The sequence below is a fragment of the Niabella pedocola genome, from assembly GCF_021044425.1.
Lineage (GTDB): Bacteria > Bacteroidota > Bacteroidia > Chitinophagales > Chitinophagaceae > Niabella > Niabella pedocola.
In genome coordinates this window covers 106,511-123,066 of sequence record NZ_JAJNEC010000004.1, presented here as the reverse complement: position 1 = coordinate 123,066, position 16,556 = coordinate 106,511, and the positions used below count along the sequence as shown (strand labels likewise).

General features: G+C 47.1%; 13 protein-coding genes, 1 other RNA gene and 1 pseudogene. 14 read left to right on the top strand and 1 reads right to left on the bottom strand.

Annotation, left to right across the window (positions count from 1 at the left end):
* Positions 1–4: 4 nt before the first annotated feature.
* Positions 5–1,189 carry an acetyl-CoA C-acyltransferase gene (locus tag LQ567_RS04345; protein WP_231002882.1) on the bottom strand — a complete coding sequence of 395 codons (1,185 nt, stop codon included), beginning with the start codon at positions 1,187–1,189 and terminating at the stop codon, positions 5–7.
* A 217-nt stretch (positions 1,190–1,406) separates the two neighbouring features.
* Here LQ567_RS04345 and LQ567_RS04340 point away from each other — a divergent pair, with 217 nt between their 5' ends.
* From LQ567_RS04340 to LQ567_RS04275, 14 genes and pseudogenes are all read left to right on the top strand, one after another.
* On the top strand, positions 1,407–2,627 hold the full coding sequence (locus LQ567_RS04340; protein WP_231002881.1) for an exo-beta-N-acetylmuramidase NamZ family protein: 1,221 nt from the start codon (positions 1,407–1,409) through the stop codon (positions 2,625–2,627).
* 158 nt (positions 2,628–2,785) lie between these two features.
* Positions 2,786–3,598 carry a DUF3822 family protein gene (locus LQ567_RS04335; RefSeq protein WP_231002880.1) on the top strand — a complete coding sequence of 271 codons (813 nt, stop codon included), beginning with the start codon at positions 2,786–2,788 and terminating at the stop codon, positions 3,596–3,598.
* Positions 3,574–4,119, top strand: a complete 546-nt coding sequence (locus LQ567_RS04330) for an RsmD family RNA methyltransferase (protein ID WP_231002879.1) — start codon at positions 3,574–3,576, stop codon at positions 4,117–4,119. Before LQ567_RS04335 ends, LQ567_RS04330 begins: the two co-directional genes overlap by 25 nt.
* 135 nt (positions 4,120–4,254) lie before the next feature.
* On the top strand, positions 4,255–4,824 hold the full coding sequence (locus LQ567_RS04325; RefSeq protein WP_262909550.1) for a 5-formyltetrahydrofolate cyclo-ligase: 570 nt from the start codon (positions 4,255–4,257) through the stop codon (positions 4,822–4,824).
* Positions 4,814–5,788: pseudogene (lpxK, locus tag LQ567_RS04320) on the top strand (tetraacyldisaccharide 4'-kinase); the annotation flags it as partial. The gene LQ567_RS04325 and the pseudogene lpxK, both read left to right, overlap by 11 nt.
* 100 nt (positions 5,789–5,888) lie before the next feature.
* The gene (rnr, locus tag LQ567_RS04315) at positions 5,889–7,889 is read left to right on the top strand and encodes a ribonuclease R (RefSeq protein WP_231002876.1); all 2,001 of its coding nucleotides are present in this window, start codon (positions 5,889–5,891) and stop codon (positions 7,887–7,889) included.
* A 204-nt stretch (positions 7,890–8,093) separates the two neighbouring features.
* Entirely contained in the window at positions 8,094–8,453 is a 360-nt protein-coding gene (locus LQ567_RS04310; RefSeq protein WP_231002875.1) for a DUF7674 family protein, read from the top strand.
* A gap of 553 nt (positions 8,454–9,006) precedes the next feature.
* Positions 9,007–9,972, top strand: a complete 966-nt coding sequence (locus tag LQ567_RS04305; protein WP_231002874.1) for a polyprenyl synthetase family protein — start codon at positions 9,007–9,009, stop codon at positions 9,970–9,972.
* A 57-nt stretch (positions 9,973–10,029) separates the two neighbouring features.
* On the top strand, positions 10,030–11,724 hold the full coding sequence (locus LQ567_RS04300; RefSeq protein ID WP_231002873.1) for an amino acid permease: 1,695 nt from the start codon (positions 10,030–10,032) through the stop codon (positions 11,722–11,724).
* Between the two features lie 143 nt (positions 11,725–11,867).
* The gene (locus tag LQ567_RS04295) at positions 11,868–12,890 is read left to right on the top strand and encodes a Smr/MutS family protein (RefSeq protein ID WP_231002872.1); all 1,023 of its coding nucleotides are present in this window, start codon (positions 11,868–11,870) and stop codon (positions 12,888–12,890) included.
* Between the two features lie 71 nt (positions 12,891–12,961).
* Positions 12,962–13,377, top strand: an RNA gene (gene rnpB / locus LQ567_RS04290) — RNase P RNA component class A.
* Between the two features lie 243 nt (positions 13,378–13,620).
* Entirely contained in the window at positions 13,621–14,778 is a 1,158-nt protein-coding gene (locus LQ567_RS04285) for an esterase-like activity of phytase family protein (protein ID WP_231002871.1), read from the top strand.
* Positions 14,779–15,609, top strand: a complete 831-nt coding sequence (locus tag LQ567_RS04280; RefSeq protein ID WP_231002870.1) for an SGNH/GDSL hydrolase family protein — start codon at positions 14,779–14,781, stop codon at positions 15,607–15,609.
* Positions 15,610–15,688: 79 nt separating this feature from the next.
* Positions 15,689–16,552, top strand: coding sequence for an SPFH domain-containing protein (locus tag LQ567_RS04275; protein ID WP_231002869.1), 864 nt, complete (start codon positions 15,689–15,691; stop codon positions 16,550–16,552).
* Positions 16,553–16,556 lie beyond the last annotated feature (4 nt).

The window sequence follows — 16,556 nt, the reverse complement described above, 5'->3', positions numbered from 1 at the left end:
ATCATCACATCCGTTCCACTACCATTGCACTGGCACCGCCACCACCATTACAGATACCGGCGGCACCATAACGTCCGTTGTTTTGTTTGAGTACGTGGATCAATGTTACAATGATGCGTGCGCCGCTGGCACCCAGGGGATGCCCGATCGATACAGCACCGCCGTTTACGTTTACGGTTGCCGGATCCAGTTTCATACGCCGGGTATTTTCAATACCTACCACGCTGAATGCTTCGTTCAATTCCCAGAACTGAATGGCGCTCATCTCAAGTCCGGCCTTTTCAACCGCACGGGGAACAGCCAGGGAGGGCGTTGTGGTAAACCATTCAGGAGCTTGTTCCGCATCGGCATAAGACAGGATCCTGGCAATAGGACACAGGCCCAATGCCTCTGCCTTTTCTTTGCTGATAAGCACCAGGGCAGCAGCGCCATCGTTCATCGTGCTGGCATTTGCGGCCGTAACCGTGCCGTCTTTTTTAAAAGCCGGTTTCAGGGTCGCTATTTTATCAAATTTGACATTAAAGGGCTCTTCATCTTTTGAAACGATAACAGGATCGCCTTTGCGGGAAGGAATTTCAACCGGTACCACTTCTTCATCAAACTTCCCGGCTTCCCAGGCACGCTGGCTGCGGTTATAGCTTTCAATGGCAAAGGCATCCTGGTCTTCTCTCGAAATGCCACATTCTCCGGCGCACAATTCCGCCGCCATACCCATCGCTTCACCATTATATACATCGGTTAATCCATCCTTTGCCAAACCATCAATCGCCGCACTGTTGCCGTATTTGTTGCCCCAACGCATTTTATCCAGGTAAAACGGAACATTGCTCATGCTTTCCATGCCGCCCGCAACAATAATATCCGCATCTCCCAGCGCAATATGCTGTACCGCGCTGGCAATGGCCTTCATACCGCTGGCACAAACTTTATTGATGGTTGTACAGTTGACCTGATCCGGTAAGCCGGCAAACCTTGCGGCCTGGCGGGCCGGCGCCTGTCCCAGGTTGGCTTGCAATACAGCGCCCATGATCACATCGTTTACCTGTTGGGAATCGATACCCGCCTTTGCCAGTGCGGCCTTTATGGCAATAGCACCCAGCTGGGTAGCGCTAAGATCCTTTAAAGCGCCCCCGAAACTGCCAATAGGCGTACGAACAGCGGAGAGGATATAGACTTCTTTTGGTAACATCTTATTTTCGTTTCAACAAATGTAGGGGAAATTCTTTTTTAATAACAAGTGTTAGTGTTTTGGGGCGTAAATGCCTGATGTATGCTATAAAAATCAAACGATCGCACATGGCATTCCCGCTTCCGGTGCTTTATTTCCTGCGTGGGACCATGCTCGTTTTACATTTCTCCGAAGGATGCCGTATTTTAGCAGCTGCCACATTGATAAATAAAACGATATGAAATTGATTCTTTTGAACCTGTTGCTGATTTCCGCATCCATTTCCTGTGCCACAGCAAGGGGTCCGAAAACCCAACCAACAGATCCGGAGCAGGCCATAAAAACCGGCGCGGATCAAACTGAAAAATACATCCCGTACCTGACGGGTAAAAGGGTTGCGGTGCTGGCCAACCCTACCACACGCATCGGGAACCGGCACCTGGTAGACAGCCTGCTGGCCCGCGGCATTAAAATCGTAAAAGTGTTTGGTCCGGAGCATGGCTTTCGCGGAGATGCAGATGCCGGCGCTGTAGTAAATGATGCCGTGGATGCAAAAACCGGCGTCCCGGTAATTTCGTTATATGGCAAAAAGAGTAAGCCTTCCAAAGAAGACCTGGCCGATGTGGATGTGATGATCTTTGATGTGCAGGATGTAGGCACCCGGTTTTACACTTATATTAACGTTATGGGGCGGATTATGGAAGCCTGCGCCGAGAACAATAAGGAACTGCTGATCCTGGACCGGCCGAACCCCAATGGTTACCTGGTAGACGGGCCGGTGTTGGATATGCGCCTGAAATCGGGCATTGGAGCTTATCCCATTCCCATTGCCCATGGTCTTACCATCGGGGAGCTGGCACAAATGATCAATGGAGAGGGATGGCTACCCAATAAAATGAAAGCAACTATTAAGATCATCCCCGTTGCCCATTATACACACGATCTGTCCTATACACTCCCGATAGCACCTTCTCCCAACTTAAACACCCAGCAAAGCATCCTGTTGTATCCTTCGCTTTGCCTGTTTGAGGGAACCATTATCAGTCAGGGACGTGGAACACATTATCCGTTTGCTGTGTTGGGCGCTCCGGCATTGAAAGGTAAATATGCTTTTGAATTTACACCCGTTGCCATTAAAGGAATGAGTGCCACCCCGCTGCATAAAGACCAGGCTTGTTACGGACTGGATCTGCGGAAATATGATATGACAAAACTGATCCGTGAACGCAAGATCAATATCGGGTGGATGATCGATCTTTATAAAGCGTATCCGGACCCTTCGAAATTTTTTGATAAAACCCAGAGCAACCAGATCGGTGATATTAATAAGCTGGCCGGCGTTTACGATTTTAAAACGCAGATCACAGAAGGCCGGTCCGAGGCCGAAATCCGCAAGAGCTGGGAGCCGGGACTGGCGGCCTATAAAAAAATGCGGAGGCAATATTTGCTGTATCCGTAGCAACGGTTTATTTCCCCGTTGATGGTGCTGATGGGTATTACAGCCCTTCACTGAATTTCCGGTGTTTGCTCCGGGATCTGTGACAACAGACCTGCCGCTTCAATACAAAAAACGAAATGAAAAATTTTATGTAGGTTTGCTCCCTAATAAAAAAATAAGTGCAGGCTCGATTTGAAATAAACGGAACATATTTTTTAGACCCGGAAAACAGTGTTTTAACCGTTCAGACGGGCCCCGGGTATCTGGCCTATGCGGTTTGTGATGCATTGGGTTCAAAACTGGGAACACTTAAATGGTTTTCCACAGAAGAAAACAGCTTGCAGGAGCTCCTGTCCGGGATCCCTGAAATTCAAAGTCCTTTTCAGAAAAAGACCATTGCTTTTGATTTTCCGGCTTACACTTTATTACCAGCGGCGCTAAACACAGGCGACAACAGCGCCTTGCTGCACCTTGCCGGAGGAGATCCGCAGGACCATATCCTGAACGAACATATAGACAGTGAGATCGTTCTGAATTATTCGGTACCCTTTACATTGCTGAATCAATGCATTCATCATATCCCGGGCGCCGCTTACTGGCACCTGCAAAAGATCCGTATTGCGGAAGCCATGGTAGCAGACCAGGGAGCCGTAATGGACGTAAACGTGATTGATCATACATTTTCGGTGGTAGCGGTAAAGAACGGAACACTGCTGCTGGCACAGCATTATACCTACCGCGCACCGGAAGACGTATTGTTTTACCTGTTAAAGATTGCCGAAGCGCATCAACTGATGCAAACAGAGGTGCAGTTAAACGTGTCCGGACTGATCGATGCGGATTCGCAGCTTTACAAAATGCTGTATGCCTATTTCCTGAACATCCGGCTGATGAATGCCGGCTGGCTGGCCGATGAGGCGCAAACCCTGCCGCCGCATTATTTTACTACTTTAAAACAAATTGCTCTATGCGAATTATCGCCGGTGCACTAGGTGGACGGAAGATCAATCCTCCTTCAAAAATGCCCTATACGAGGCCAACCACTGATGTTGCCAAAGAAGGGCTTTTCAATGTGCTGCAGCACCGGATCGATTTTGAAGACATCAAAACCCTGGACCTGTTTGGCGGTACGGGCAGCATCAGTTATGAACTGGCCAGCCGGGGGGCAGGAGACCTGACCATCGTGGAGAAAGACAATGTGATGTTTGAGTTTATAAAAAAAACAGCCGCTACGCTGAAAATTGAAAACATGAAATTTGTAAAAATGGATGTTTTCAAATACTTGGAAAGCTGCAATGTTACCTATGATTTTATTTTTGCCGGCCCACCTTATGCGCTTACGGCCATCGACGAATTGCCAAAGCTGATCATTGGCAAACAGCTGCTCAGGGAAAACGGCTGGTTTGTGCTGGAACATACGCCCCGGAATGACTACAAGCAGTTTGAAAAATACAGCTTTGAGAAAAACTACGGTACCACTATTTTTTCCGTGTTTATCAATGAACCCGTGTAGCCACAGCGATCACCGGTGATATTAGACTCCCTCACATTTTTATTTTCCGGATGACAGGAGAAGGCGCTATAGCCATTATGCATCCCCGGTTTTGAAAACGGGTAGCCCCCTCGCAGGTTTTTAGTACCTTTACCAATGCTCAAGTCGGAAGCAAGAACAGAATATTTGCAAAAACGTGCCCAAATCACAATAAAGCAGCAGGCAATATGGGATGACCTGTTACTGATAAAGGTGCAGCAGCTGCCCATGCCCCCCCTGCATGCTGTATTTAGTTATGCGGCTATCGAACGCCGTAAGGAGATCAGTACCGATGCAATCTTAAGTTATCTCGAATTCCGGAATCCCGGTATGCGGATTGCTTATCCCGTTTACGATGCCCGGTCTTCCGCAATGGAAGCGGTTTGGGTAGATGAGGAAACCTTGTTCCGTGTAAATGAATTTGGCATTAGCGAACCCCTGAATGGTGTTGTGGCCCAGCCCCGGGAACTGGACCTGATCTTTGTACCGTTATTGTGTTTTGATGAACGTGGGTACCGGGTAGGATATGGGAAGGGCGTATATGATCGTTACCTGAAGGAAGTGCGGCCGGATGCGCTGCTTGTAGGATTAAGTTATTTTGAACCCGTACCGCTGATTGCGGATACCGATAAATTTGACGTACCTTTAAATTATTGTATTACGCCGCAAGGGATTTATGAGTTTTAAGAACGTTATCAACAAGAAGTATAAATTACTGTTACCCGTTTCATGGCTTTATATTGCCGGCGTTCGCATTTTTAGTTTTTTATATGATGCGGGATTAAAAAAAAGCCGTTCTTACCCGCTTCCGGTTATCTGCATCGGAAATCTTTCCGTAGGAGGTACCGGTAAGTCGCCGATGGTAGAATATATCGTGCGGCTGTTAAAAGAACGGTACCGGCTGGCAACCGTCAGTCGCGGATATGGCCGGAAAACCCGCGGGTTTCTGGTTGCCGATAAACAGGCAACGGCGGCAACGATCGGCGATGAGCCCATGCAGTTTCATACAAAATTCCCAGAGATCACTGTAGCCGTTGCTGAAGAAAGAACAACAGCCATCGATGCGTTGCTGCAGAACGAAAGGCCGGAGGTGATCCTGCTCGATGATGCATTCCAGCACCGCGCGGTTACAGCGGGGTTCAATATCCTGCTTACGGCCTATTATAACCGGTTTCCCGGCGATTATTACCTGCCCGCGGGGCAGCTCAGGGATCTGAAGGCACATTACAAAAGAGCCGATTGTATCGTGGTAACAAAATGCCCTGAAGCGTTGGCAGAAAATGAGCAACAGGCGATCATACATGAAATAGACCCGCAACCGGGGCAGCAGGTGCTTTTTGCAGCGTTGCAGTATGGAACCTTGTATTCCGTTTTTGGTGAAGGGGAAGGGCTCCCGGAAGGGATAGCGACCTTGTTACTGGTAACCGGCATCGCCAATCCGGAGCCGCTGAAAGAACAATTGCAGCAATATAAAAAAGAGATCCGCACCTTTTATTTTGAAGATCATTATGACTTCAGGCAGGAGGATATCGACCGGCTGCTGCTTGAATACAACGCCTTTAAAAACGGAACGGCGGCATTCATTACCACGGAGAAGGACAGTGTGCGGTTGCTCCGGTTTAAAACACAGTTAAAACAGGTAGCGTTGTTCGCATTACCCGTGCGGCATTGCTTTTTATTGGACGGGAGCAAAAAATTTGATACCTTGATCGGGGATTTTATTCAAAACTTTGAAAAACCACAAATATTCTATGGCAAAAAAAGTAAAGAAGAAAAAGAGTAAATCATCTTCTGGGGGAGAGCAATTGCTGAAGGGAACACTGGAGGTAACAAAATCCGGAAGAGGATTTGTGATCGTTCCTGGTTTGGAAGAGGATGTGATGGTCCGCCCGGAAGACCTGCGCAATGCGATGGACGGGGATGTGGTTCGTGTAAAACTTACATCGGGCTATGATGCAAAACTCAAGGGCAAGATCATGGAAGTGGTACAGCGGAACCGTACGGAATTCATTGGTAACCTTCAGTTAAACAGAGGATTTGGTTTTGTACTGGGCGATAAAGAAAAAGGATTGCCGGATATTTATATATCGGAGGAACACCTCAACGGGGCATTGAACGGGCAAAAGGTAGTAGCCAAAATGTTGCGCTGGGAAAAAGAAGACAAGCGCCCGGTAGGCGCCATTGTTTCCATACTGGGTGATGCACAGGCCGGCGACATTGCGATGAAAGAAACCCTGCTCGAAAAAGGGTTTTCGTTATCGTTCCCGGATGAAGCCATGGAAGTGGCCAACCGGATTCCGGATGCTATTACAAAGGAAGACCTGGCAAAACGGAAGGATATCCGTAACATTCTCACATTTACCATCGACCCGGAAGATGCCAAGGACTTTGATGATGCCATTTCGTTCCGCATATTGAAGAACGGCAACTACGAAGTAGGCGTGCATATTGCCGATGTAAGTCATTATGTGGTGCCCGGTACGGCGCTTGATGATGAGGCATACCTGCGGGCTACCTCGGTGTACTTGCCAGACAGGGTAAATCCGATGTTGCCGGAACATATATCCAATGTATTATGTTCCTTACGACCGGATGAAGACAAGCTTACCTTTTCCGCGATCTTCCAGTTAAATGAAAAAGCAGAAGTAAAACAATACTGGCTGGGGAAAACGGTGATCCGTTCCAAACGGCGGTTCACGTATGAGGAAGCGCAAACGATCATTGAAACCGGCCAGGGCGACCATGCGGAAGTGATTACCCTGGTTAACAAATTATCCCAGCGGCTGCGCCAGAACCGGTTTGACGAAGGGGCCATCAATTTCAACTCCACAGAGGTACGCTTTAAACTGGATGCGAATGGTGTACCCACCGGCATTGTATTAAAAGTGAGTAAAGAAGCCCATCAGCTGATTGAGGAACTGATGCTGCTGGCCAACAAATACGTGGCGGAAACCGCTTCAAAAGTAAAGATCAATAATAAGACACTGCCATTCCCGTACCGGATCCATGACACACCGGATGAAGAAAAATTATTGCCTTTTGTGGCCTTTGCCCATAAGTTCGGATACAAATTTGATATTTCAAGTGCAGAAACCATTGCAGCCTCTTTTGATAAATTATTAAAAGACATAAAAGGCCGTCCGGAGGAAGCCGTATTGCAACAGCTGGGTATCCGTACGATGGCGAAAGCAAAATACACTTCTTCGAATATTGGCCACTACGGACTTGGATTTGAGAATTACTGTCATTTTACATCGCCTATACGCCGTTATCCGGATATTATGGTACACCGTATTTTGCTGGAGATCCTGGAAGACAAGGCTAAAGTAGACAAGAAGCTCGAGGAAAAATGCAAACATTGCAGCGAGCGCGAACGGGCCGCCATGGAGGCAGAGCGTAGCGCCAACAAGTACAAACAGGTAGAGTACATGCAACAGTTTGTGGGTGAAGAATTCGATGCCATTGTAAGCGGGGTTTCCAAATTTGGTTTCTGGGCGGAAACGGTTGACCATTTGTGCGAAGGTATGGTGGGTATGACCAGTCTGGCCGAGTACGATGTGTTTAAACATTCCGAGGCCGATTATGCCATAGTGGGTATGCGCACCGGCATTAAGTTTACCATGGGGGATAAGGTCCGCATCCAGGTGGTGGCGGCCAATCTGGAGAAACGTTATCTCGACTATCATTGGGTAAAGCCGGCGACGTTAGACACACCCGCAAAAGGTGGCAGGGGCAGAAAGAAAAAGCAATAATGCCACACCGCCCCGGATGCAGAGTACATAATATTCTATGACACTACAGCCATTTCATTTTGAAATGGTTTTTTCATTTTGATAGGCTGCCAATTTGGAGCATTAACGGCGCTAACCTGTTAATGTGTTGAATGCTAATGGATTTTATGATTGCGCCTTACTGCTGGAATGAATTTGGGTACAAGGATGCATAAATCAGAAAATATGAATCAATATGAAATTCCGGCGATGATCGAAGATGAGTTACCCGCCATAGTGCATGAACTGGAAACTACCCGGCAATTTGGAAATGCCCTCCAAATAATGCAGGTACTGGTGCGTTTTGTAAAAAGAATGCTCACTGCGCACAATCTGCCCGTTGTGATAAAATGCATGCGCATGGTAGACGCGATCTATGAAAAGGGAGACCACATCGTGAAAAATGCAATTGAAAATGTTTTTATCCTGTCTTTCTCCGGCTTGCAAAAAAAGTGCAGTATGGCAGAGTGGAGGCTGCTGAGTACTAAAATACCCATTATCTTATATTCCGTGTATATACAGCAATTATATAAGCCGGGAATCTGAGTGGCAGCAGATGGAACAGCTCCCGGCCCCTGCATATATGCAGCGAATGGATATTATATCCACCGCTGAGCAGCCCGGGGAATTAGTAAATATTCAATTCAATTGCAAATGAAATATAACGATATCGTTGTGCGACAGGAACAGAGTGGGATCTTGTGTTTGCCGCATCTATAACCCATGAAATGGAGGCTTCTGCAAAGGCAAGAGGCTCGGGCATATCAAAAAGAAGCCCCGGATCGATCAAAGAAAAAACTGAGGGAAGGCCGGGCAGTAATCGCGGTAACAAAAGACGGACAAGGGGCCGGGTTTAAAAACTGTTTTTGCACCGCCATGTTGTTTGATCCGCGGGCAGCAGGAAAACAAAGGGTATGTAAAAAATGGCCGTTCATATGCCGTTGAACATCCTGCGCGGGCAGTACCGGTTTAAGCGGCCGGCGGTTTGTATGGGAAAATGAGGCCGGCAGGAAGGGTACCGGTCCGGGGATGACGGATGAATTCGGGACCAGGGGTTTTCGAAACTTCTTTTTTGAGCAAGAACCGTTATTTTTGAGCCATGCATACATTCGAAGAATTATCCGCTTTATTTTCGGAAACATTTGAAAAAACACATTTCCCGCAGGAGCCACATACGCTGTACCAGCCCAATAATTATTTTTTATCGCTCGGAGGAAAACGGCTGCGGCCTATACTTTGCCTGATGGCGAACGAATTATTCGGAGATATACACCCCGATGCCTGGAATGTAGCTACTGCCGTTGAATTATTCCACAATTTTACATTGATCCATGATGATATCATGGATAAAGCACCGTTGCGCAGGGGAAAGCAAACTGTACATACGAAATATAATGAAAGCACCGCCATTCTTGCCGGCGATGTAATGATGATACGGGCTTATGAATATATTTCCCGGATCGATGTTTCGCTGATACAGCGGATACTGGAACTGTTTAATCATACGGCTGTTGCGGTTTGTGAAGGACAGCAGCTGGATATGGATTTTGAGCAGCGCAATGATGTAACGATGGAGGAGTACCTGGGGATGATCACCCAAAAGACCTCCGTTTTACTGGCCGCCAGTTTGCAGATGGGCGGTATCCTGGGAGGCGGAAGTTTTGGCAATCTGGATCTTTTATACCAGGCAGGAAAAAAGATCGGTCTGGCGTTCCAGGTTCAGGACGACTACCTGGATGCCTTCGGAGATCCGGAAAAGTTTGGAAAACAGGCCGGGGGCGATATTCTGGCTAACAAAAAGACCTTCCTGCTCATAAAAGCCCTTGGTGAAGTGAAGGGCACACAAAAGGAGGAACTGAACGGATTGCTGGCAGGCAATGATCCGGATAAGGTAAACCGCGTGTTGAAAATTTACAAGGATTGCAATATTGATAACTGGGCTATTGAGCTTAAACACCGCTTTTTAAATGAGGCGTTGCAGCATTTTGACGATATGGCGGTGGTTTCAAAACGAAAAACACCCCTTAAAGGACTGGCGCAACAACTGGTAAAAAGAGAAAATTAGACGGATAAATTAAAAAAACTCATCATTTTATAATATTTTCACTAAAATTCATCATAGATGGGGGGCTCGATCTTTCGGAAAAAAAAGATAGAAAATATTATTGCTGAACCAGAAGAGCAGCTGCACGGCCTTAATAAAATACTAACTGTAAAAGATCTTACGTTTCTGGGAATTGCCGCAGTCGTAGGCGCCGGTATTTTTTCAACCATCGGCAGTGCTGCCTATCATGGCGGGCCGGGGGTATCGTTGTTATTTGTTATTACCGCTGTTACCTGTGGGTTTTCGGCCTTATGCTATGCCGAGTTTGCCAGCCGGGTTCCGGTATCAGGCAGCGCCTATACGTATTCCTATGTAAGTTTTGGTGAAATTGTTGCCTGGGTAATTGGGTGGGCGCTTATTTTGGAATATGCAATCGGTAACATCGTAGTGGCTATTTCCTGGAGCGGCTACTTTAATAACCTGTTGGTGCATGTATTTCATATCCATTTGCCCGATTGGTTGCTGGTGGATCCGGAAACGGCCGTCAACGCATACCAGGGAGCCGTAAAGGCCCTGGCGGGTAATACCGCCGGCCTTACGCCGGAAGAGCTGAAAAATCATCAGTTTGCGATCCAGGCGTATAACGCTGCGCCAAAGATCGGCACCATGCCTGTATTCCTGAATCTTCCGGCCTTTATTATTACGGCACTCATTACCTGGCTGGCCTATATCGGTATAAAGGAAAGTAAGCAATCGGCCAATTTTATGGTGATGTTCAAGATCGCGGTGATCATCTTTATTATTGTTGTGGGCGCATTTTTTGTAGATACCAATAACTGGACGCCCTTTTTGCCCAACCGTTTTGAGGGCGTATTGAAAGGTGTTTCGGCGGTCTTTTATGCATATATCGGGTTCGATGCCATATCCACAACGGCGGAAGAATGCCGGAATCCGCAGCGCGATCTGCCGCGGAGTATGATCTATTCATTGGTGATCTGTACGGTATTGTATATTGCGGTTGCGCTTATACTTACAGGTATCGAAAACTATGCATCGTTTAAAAATGTATCGGACCCACTGGCCTTTGTCTTTGAAAAAAGAGCACCCTGGGTAGAAAAAATCGTTTCCGTCAGTGCGGTTGTGGCAACCACATCGGTATTGCTGGTTTTCCAGATCGGTCAGCCGAGGATCTGGATGAGCATGAGCCGGGATGGGCTGCTGCCCCGGATCTTTCAGAAAATTCATCCCCGGTATAAGACCCCGTCCTTCTCTACGCTGTTAACGGGTGTCATTGTGGGATTTGGCGCTTTGTTCCTTGAAAGCAGCCTCATGACCGACCTGACAAGTATCGGAACCTTATTTGCATTTATACTGGTTTGCGGCGGCCTGCTGATCCTGCCGCCGGTAAGCAAGGAAGTGGGTAAGTTTAGAATTCCCTATATCAACGGACGTTATATTATTCCCGTATTGCTGCTGATATTTATTTACCTGTTCAGGGAGCGAACGGTTCAGTCGTTCCGCAATATCGGTAATGAGGGGTACCAGGAGATCCTGTTTTTATTGTTCCTGGTTATGGCCACGGTAATTACCATTAAAACAGTCATCCGGAAATACTCATTCGTTCCGGTAATGGGGGTTTTATCCTGTTTATATCTGCTTACCGAAATTCCGGCGATCAGCTGGCTATGGTTTTTTGTATGGATGGCGATCGGATTGGCGATCTATTTCTTGTACGGATACCGCAACAGCAAGCTGGCAAAAAAAGCAGGCTGATAGCTGCGTTTTATCTAATGTAACCATAACAAGGTGTCAGGGCAAGAAACAAGGCTCGCGTTGCATAAGCGGCAGCCCCTGTAATAAACCTTCATTTCACGGCGGCAGCTGTATTGATAACGGTACGCTACGTATATTTGCGTGTGAAATATCAGATAGGCGATAAAGTTTTAATCCTTCATTCCGACGAAGAAGGTGTCATCGTTGATTTTATTAACGATAAGATGGTAATGGTTGATGTACGCGGTGTAAAGTTTCCGGTATACCTGGACCAGATTGATTTCCCGTATTTTAAGAATTTTACCCAAAAGAAAAAGCAACCGCAGGCACCGCCCCGGAAATTTGTAGACGATCTTAAAAAGGAAAAGAAGGCTCCTGAAAGAGAAGAAGACGGCGTTTGGCTGAATTTTTTGCCGGTTTCAGATACCGACGAGTTTGGGGATGAAGTAGTGGAGCTGCTGAAGGTGCACCTTGTTAACAATACACGCACTACTTACCAGTTTAAATATGCCCTGGGCTTTTTTGGCGATCCGGAATTTGAATTGAAGAATACGGTAGAACCCTTTCAAAACTTCTACATTCATGATGTGCCTTTTGCAGACATGAGCGATAGCCCTTCTTTTGAGTTTGAGTTTTCGCTGGCACAGCCAAATAAACAGAAGGCAACGCATTTTGAAACCTCCGTTAAAATAAAACCCAAACAGCTCTTTGCAAAGATCGAAGAGCTGCGGCAGAAGAACCTGGCAACCTTCTCCTATAAATTGTTTGACACTTATCCGGATAAGGCACCGGAAGCGGATCCTATGGAAGCGTCGCTCAGCAAACTGGGCGAAAAATTTAAAGTGTATAACGCTAAAGAAGCACGTAAACACCTGGAGCCGGCAAGAAGCGTGGTGGACTTGCACATTGAGAAGTTAACGGACAATGCGGCACGCATGGATAACTTTGAAATGCTGACGCTTCAGCTGGATACGTTTGAAAAATTTTACAACCTGGCTGTAGCCCATATGCAGCCCATGCTCACCATTATTCATGGGGTAGGAACCGGGCGGCTCAGGGATGAGATCCATGATGCGTTGCGGCGGAAAAAAGAGGTGCGCTATTTTGTAAACCAGTATCACCCTTCTTACGGTTACGGCGCAACGGAGATCCATTTTAAATATTAGGAGCAGCAATTGCTGGCATCCCGGTAATGCCCCGGTTTTGCATTCTGAATTTTAGATTCTAACTTTGCAGGGTTACAAGCCGGGTTATCGCCTTTCGCATTGCGAATGGGAGGAAAGTCTGGACAGCACAGAGCAATACACCGGTGAATAGCCGGGTGTTTCGCCTCAGGCGGAACAACAGACAGTGCCACAGAAAATAACTGTCCTGCTTTTGGGCGGGATGAGGGTGAAAATGTGAGGTAAGAGCTCACGGTGTTTAGCAGTAATGTTGAATACGGGTAAACCTTGTATGCTGAAATACCATGTAAATCCTGCTTTTTAAAACGTTCCGTTTTAAAATGTGAGTTGCTCGTTTACAATTTCGCTACGGCGGGATGGCAGGAAGGGTAGGTAGATGGATTCATTGAGGCAACTCTCTGAACAGATAAATGATAACCATCCCGCCCCGGGCGGGATACAGAATCCGGCTTACAGGCTTGTAACATTTTTTTTCTCCTATCCCGGTGCATTGGCAGGCTTGCCAGACGCTTTCGGAGCTTTATAAGAAATCGCTATCCTGCTTTAGTTAAGGTACAATTCAGTTTTAGTAGTGTTGCAGGAATACGTGCGGCGTTGTTTTTCGCCGAGTGTTTTGCCAAACTTGTTACTGCATTTAAAGGCATCATTCAACAGGTTCCGAATACCGCGCACTTGGTAAAAAAAACTTTAGTTTTGTACCTGTTTTAAAGGTATGAAATCTTCAATTTTAGCTGTTTTTATTTTCCTCGTAACCGGATGTGCTGTACAGCGGAACACCTCTGCTTCTTTACCGCATCCGGCTGCACCCCTGTCCATCGAGCAATTGAAATTCCTGGATGTGTATGAGCTCCCTTTTGAGTTGCAATATAAAAGCACCTGGGTGGGCGGCTTATCGGGTATTGATTACGATCGCAGCGGCGATCAGTATTTTATCATTAGCGATGAACGGTCGGCCACCAGTCCTTCGCGTTTTTATACAGCGCGTATCAAAATCTCCGGTAATAAGATCGATACCCTGTTCTTTACCGGGGTGCAAACCCTTAAAATGGCCAATGGTAAAACGTTCCCTTCTTTAAAAGAGGGGGCCCAGGAAGCCGCGGATCCCGAATCCATCCGTTTTAACCCAACAACCAATCGGTTGATATGGTCCAGCGAGGGTGACCGTGCAGAACGGAACGGCATCATCAATATCAAAGATCCCTGGATATGGGAAATGGATCTGCAGGGACATTACAGGGATAGCTTTGCACTGCCCTCAAATATGCATGTGCATACAACGGAAAAAGGGCCGCGGGTAAACGGGGTATTTGAAGGGCTGGCTTTTACCGGCGATTACCGGCATCTTTTTGTAAGTGTGGAGGAGCCGCTGTTTGAGGATGGGCCCAAGGCCGATGTCGATTACGCCGGTGCACCGGTACGAATCCTGAAATACGATGCTGTATCCCGGAAGCCCGTGACGCAATATGCTTACCTGCTGGACGCCGTGGCCCGTAAACCCGATCCGGCCACCGCATTCCGGGTGAATGGTATTTCAGAGATCATGGCCATTGATGCCCATCGCCTGCTGGTAATGGAACGCTCGTTTTCGATTGGGAATTCGTATTGCACCATAAAAATATATGAAGCAGATCTTGATGGCTCAACAGACGTATCGGGAAAAAACGGGTTGCATATTGATAAAACGTACCGGCCTGCATCAAAAAGGCTGTTATTGAATATGAACGATCTGGGGCGCTATATCGACAACGTGGAAGGCATTACCCTGGGCCCGAAACTGGCGAACGGGCATTATTCATTATTACTGATTTCCGATAACAATTTTAGCAGGGAACAAAAAACACAGGTGTTCCTGTTTGAAATCATTCCATAAATGAAAAAACGAACGATTGCACTGTTGCTCTTTTTACTCCTGGCAAGCGGGTTTCAAAAGAAGGAAATAAAGTGGGTGGCCATTGGCGATAGCATCACTTATCTGAATGAGCACCTGGACGAAACCGGTAACCGTATTACGAAAGGGTATCTGACGATGGTGGCGGAACAACTGCCCTTTGTACACTATGTAAATAAGGGCTATAATGGCTGGACGGCGGGACGCATTGCTGCAAATTTTGATTCACTGTATATCCCTTATGCTGATGTATATACGGTATTGCTGGGAACGAACGACTGGTGGCAGGGAAGGCCTGTAGGATCGGTAGATGATTATAAAAACGCATCCGGCGATCGTACGATCTATGGAGCATTCAGGATCATTGTAAGCCGGCTGCGCAAGCTTAATACGCATGCCCGCATCATTTTGATAACACCCATGCGGAGAACCGATTTTGTATACCTGTTTAATATGAAGAACAATGCCTGGGGGTCGTATAAGGATAAAGACGGACAGTCGTTACAACAGGTAGCTGCGGCTATAAAAAATATAGCAGCGATGGAAGGATTGGAATGTATCGATCTGTACAACGATCGCGGGCTAAAGGAAAAAGACCTGGTGCGGTTTAAGTGGTTAAAAGATCCTGCAACCGGTAAATACCGCAGCTATGCCTATCCGTATTTTCAAACAATTCCGTTTCATCCGGAAACGGATGTTTACCCGTACCCCGAAGCGGCTATAGGCCTCACGTATGATGGCCTGCATCCCTCAGATAAAGGGAACCGCGTCATTGCCGACCGCATTGCATCCCTTTTGTCCCGGCAGCAATAAATAATGCACAAAAATAAATTTTGAACCGGTAGGGCTTTTTTATATCTTTATGATATCATTTTAATATTAAATTAAAGCTATGGAGAAGTCATTAAAACCCATGTCCGGCTATCTGGCGCTGTTTATTGCAATTGCGCTTACCGGAGTTGGTATCTATCTGCTTGTAAACGCGGAACATCAGGCTCCCTGGATCGTTGCCGGTATTTTGCTGGTACTGCTCAGCCTTTTCTTTTTAAAGGGGCTGATGATCATACAGCCCAATCATTCAAGGGTATTAAACTTTTTTGGAAAGTATGTAGGGTCTGTTAAGGAGAACGGATTGTTTTTTGTAAATCCCCTGTATGGTAGTTATAAGCTCAGTTTGCGGTACCAGAACTTTCAGGGACAAACTTTAAAGGTAAATGACAAGATGGGCAATCCCATCGAGATTGGGGCCGTGATCGTTTGGCGGGTAGGCGACACCTACAAAGCCGCCTACCAGGTAGCCAATTATATCGATTATGTACGTACCCAAAGTGAAGCGGCTGTCCGGCACCTGGCTGTGAGCTTTCCTTACGACACGATGGAGGATGAACAGGCCGAAATTACCTTGCGGGATGGCGGCGAACGGGTGAACAAGATCCTCGAGCAGGAACTGGCCGAACGCCTGGAGCCGGCAGGGATCCTGATACAGGAAGCGCGGATCAGTCATCTGGCTTATGCGCCGGAAATTGCGGGAGCAATGTTGCAGCGGCAACAGGCAACAGCCATTGTGGCAGCCCGGATAAAAATTGTGGAGGGAGCAGTTGGAATGGTAGACCTGGCCTTAAAAAAGTTGTCGGCAGACAATATTGTGGAGCTGGATGATGAGCGCAAGGCGGCCATGGTAAGCAACCTGATGGTAGTACTCTGCGGTGAAAAAGCTGCAACGCCGGTATTAAACGCCGGAACATTGTATCAATAAAAAC

What these genes read in the sequence shown, in the direction of transcription:
- LQ567_RS04340 (WP_231002881.1), top strand. Translation starts at nt 1,407, where the DNA reads ATGAAATTGATTCTTTTGAACCTGTTGCTGATTTCCGCATCCATTTCC.
- LQ567_RS04305 (WP_231002874.1), top strand. Translation starts at nt 9,007, where the DNA reads ATGCATACATTCGAAGAATTATCCGCTTTATTTTCGGAAACATTTGAA.
- LQ567_RS04275 (WP_231002869.1), top strand. Translation starts at nt 15,689, where the DNA reads ATGGAGAAGTCATTAAAACCCATGTCCGGCTATCTGGCGCTGTTTATT.
- rnr (WP_231002876.1), top strand. Translation starts at nt 5,889, where the DNA reads ATGGCAAAAAAAGTAAAGAAGAAAAAGAGTAAATCATCTTCTGGGGGA.
- LQ567_RS04285 (WP_231002871.1), top strand. Translation starts at nt 13,621, where the DNA reads ATGAAATCTTCAATTTTAGCTGTTTTTATTTTCCTCGTAACCGGATGT.
- LQ567_RS04310 (WP_231002875.1), top strand. Translation starts at nt 8,094, where the DNA reads ATGAATCAATATGAAATTCCGGCGATGATCGAAGATGAGTTACCCGCC.
- LQ567_RS04280 (WP_231002870.1), top strand. Translation starts at nt 14,779, where the DNA reads ATGAAAAAACGAACGATTGCACTGTTGCTCTTTTTACTCCTGGCAAGC.
- LQ567_RS04345 (WP_231002882.1), bottom strand. Translation starts at nt 1,189, where the DNA reads ATGTTACCAAAAGAAGTCTATATCCTCTCCGCTGTTCGTACGCCTATT.
- LQ567_RS04325 (WP_262909550.1), top strand. Translation starts at nt 4,255, where the DNA reads ATGCTCAAGTCGGAAGCAAGAACAGAATATTTGCAAAAACGTGCCCAA.
- LQ567_RS04300 (WP_231002873.1), top strand. Translation starts at nt 10,030, where the DNA reads ATGGGGGGCTCGATCTTTCGGAAAAAAAAGATAGAAAATATTATTGCT.
- LQ567_RS04330 (WP_231002879.1), top strand. Translation starts at nt 3,574, where the DNA reads ATGCGAATTATCGCCGGTGCACTAGGTGGACGGAAGATCAATCCTCCT.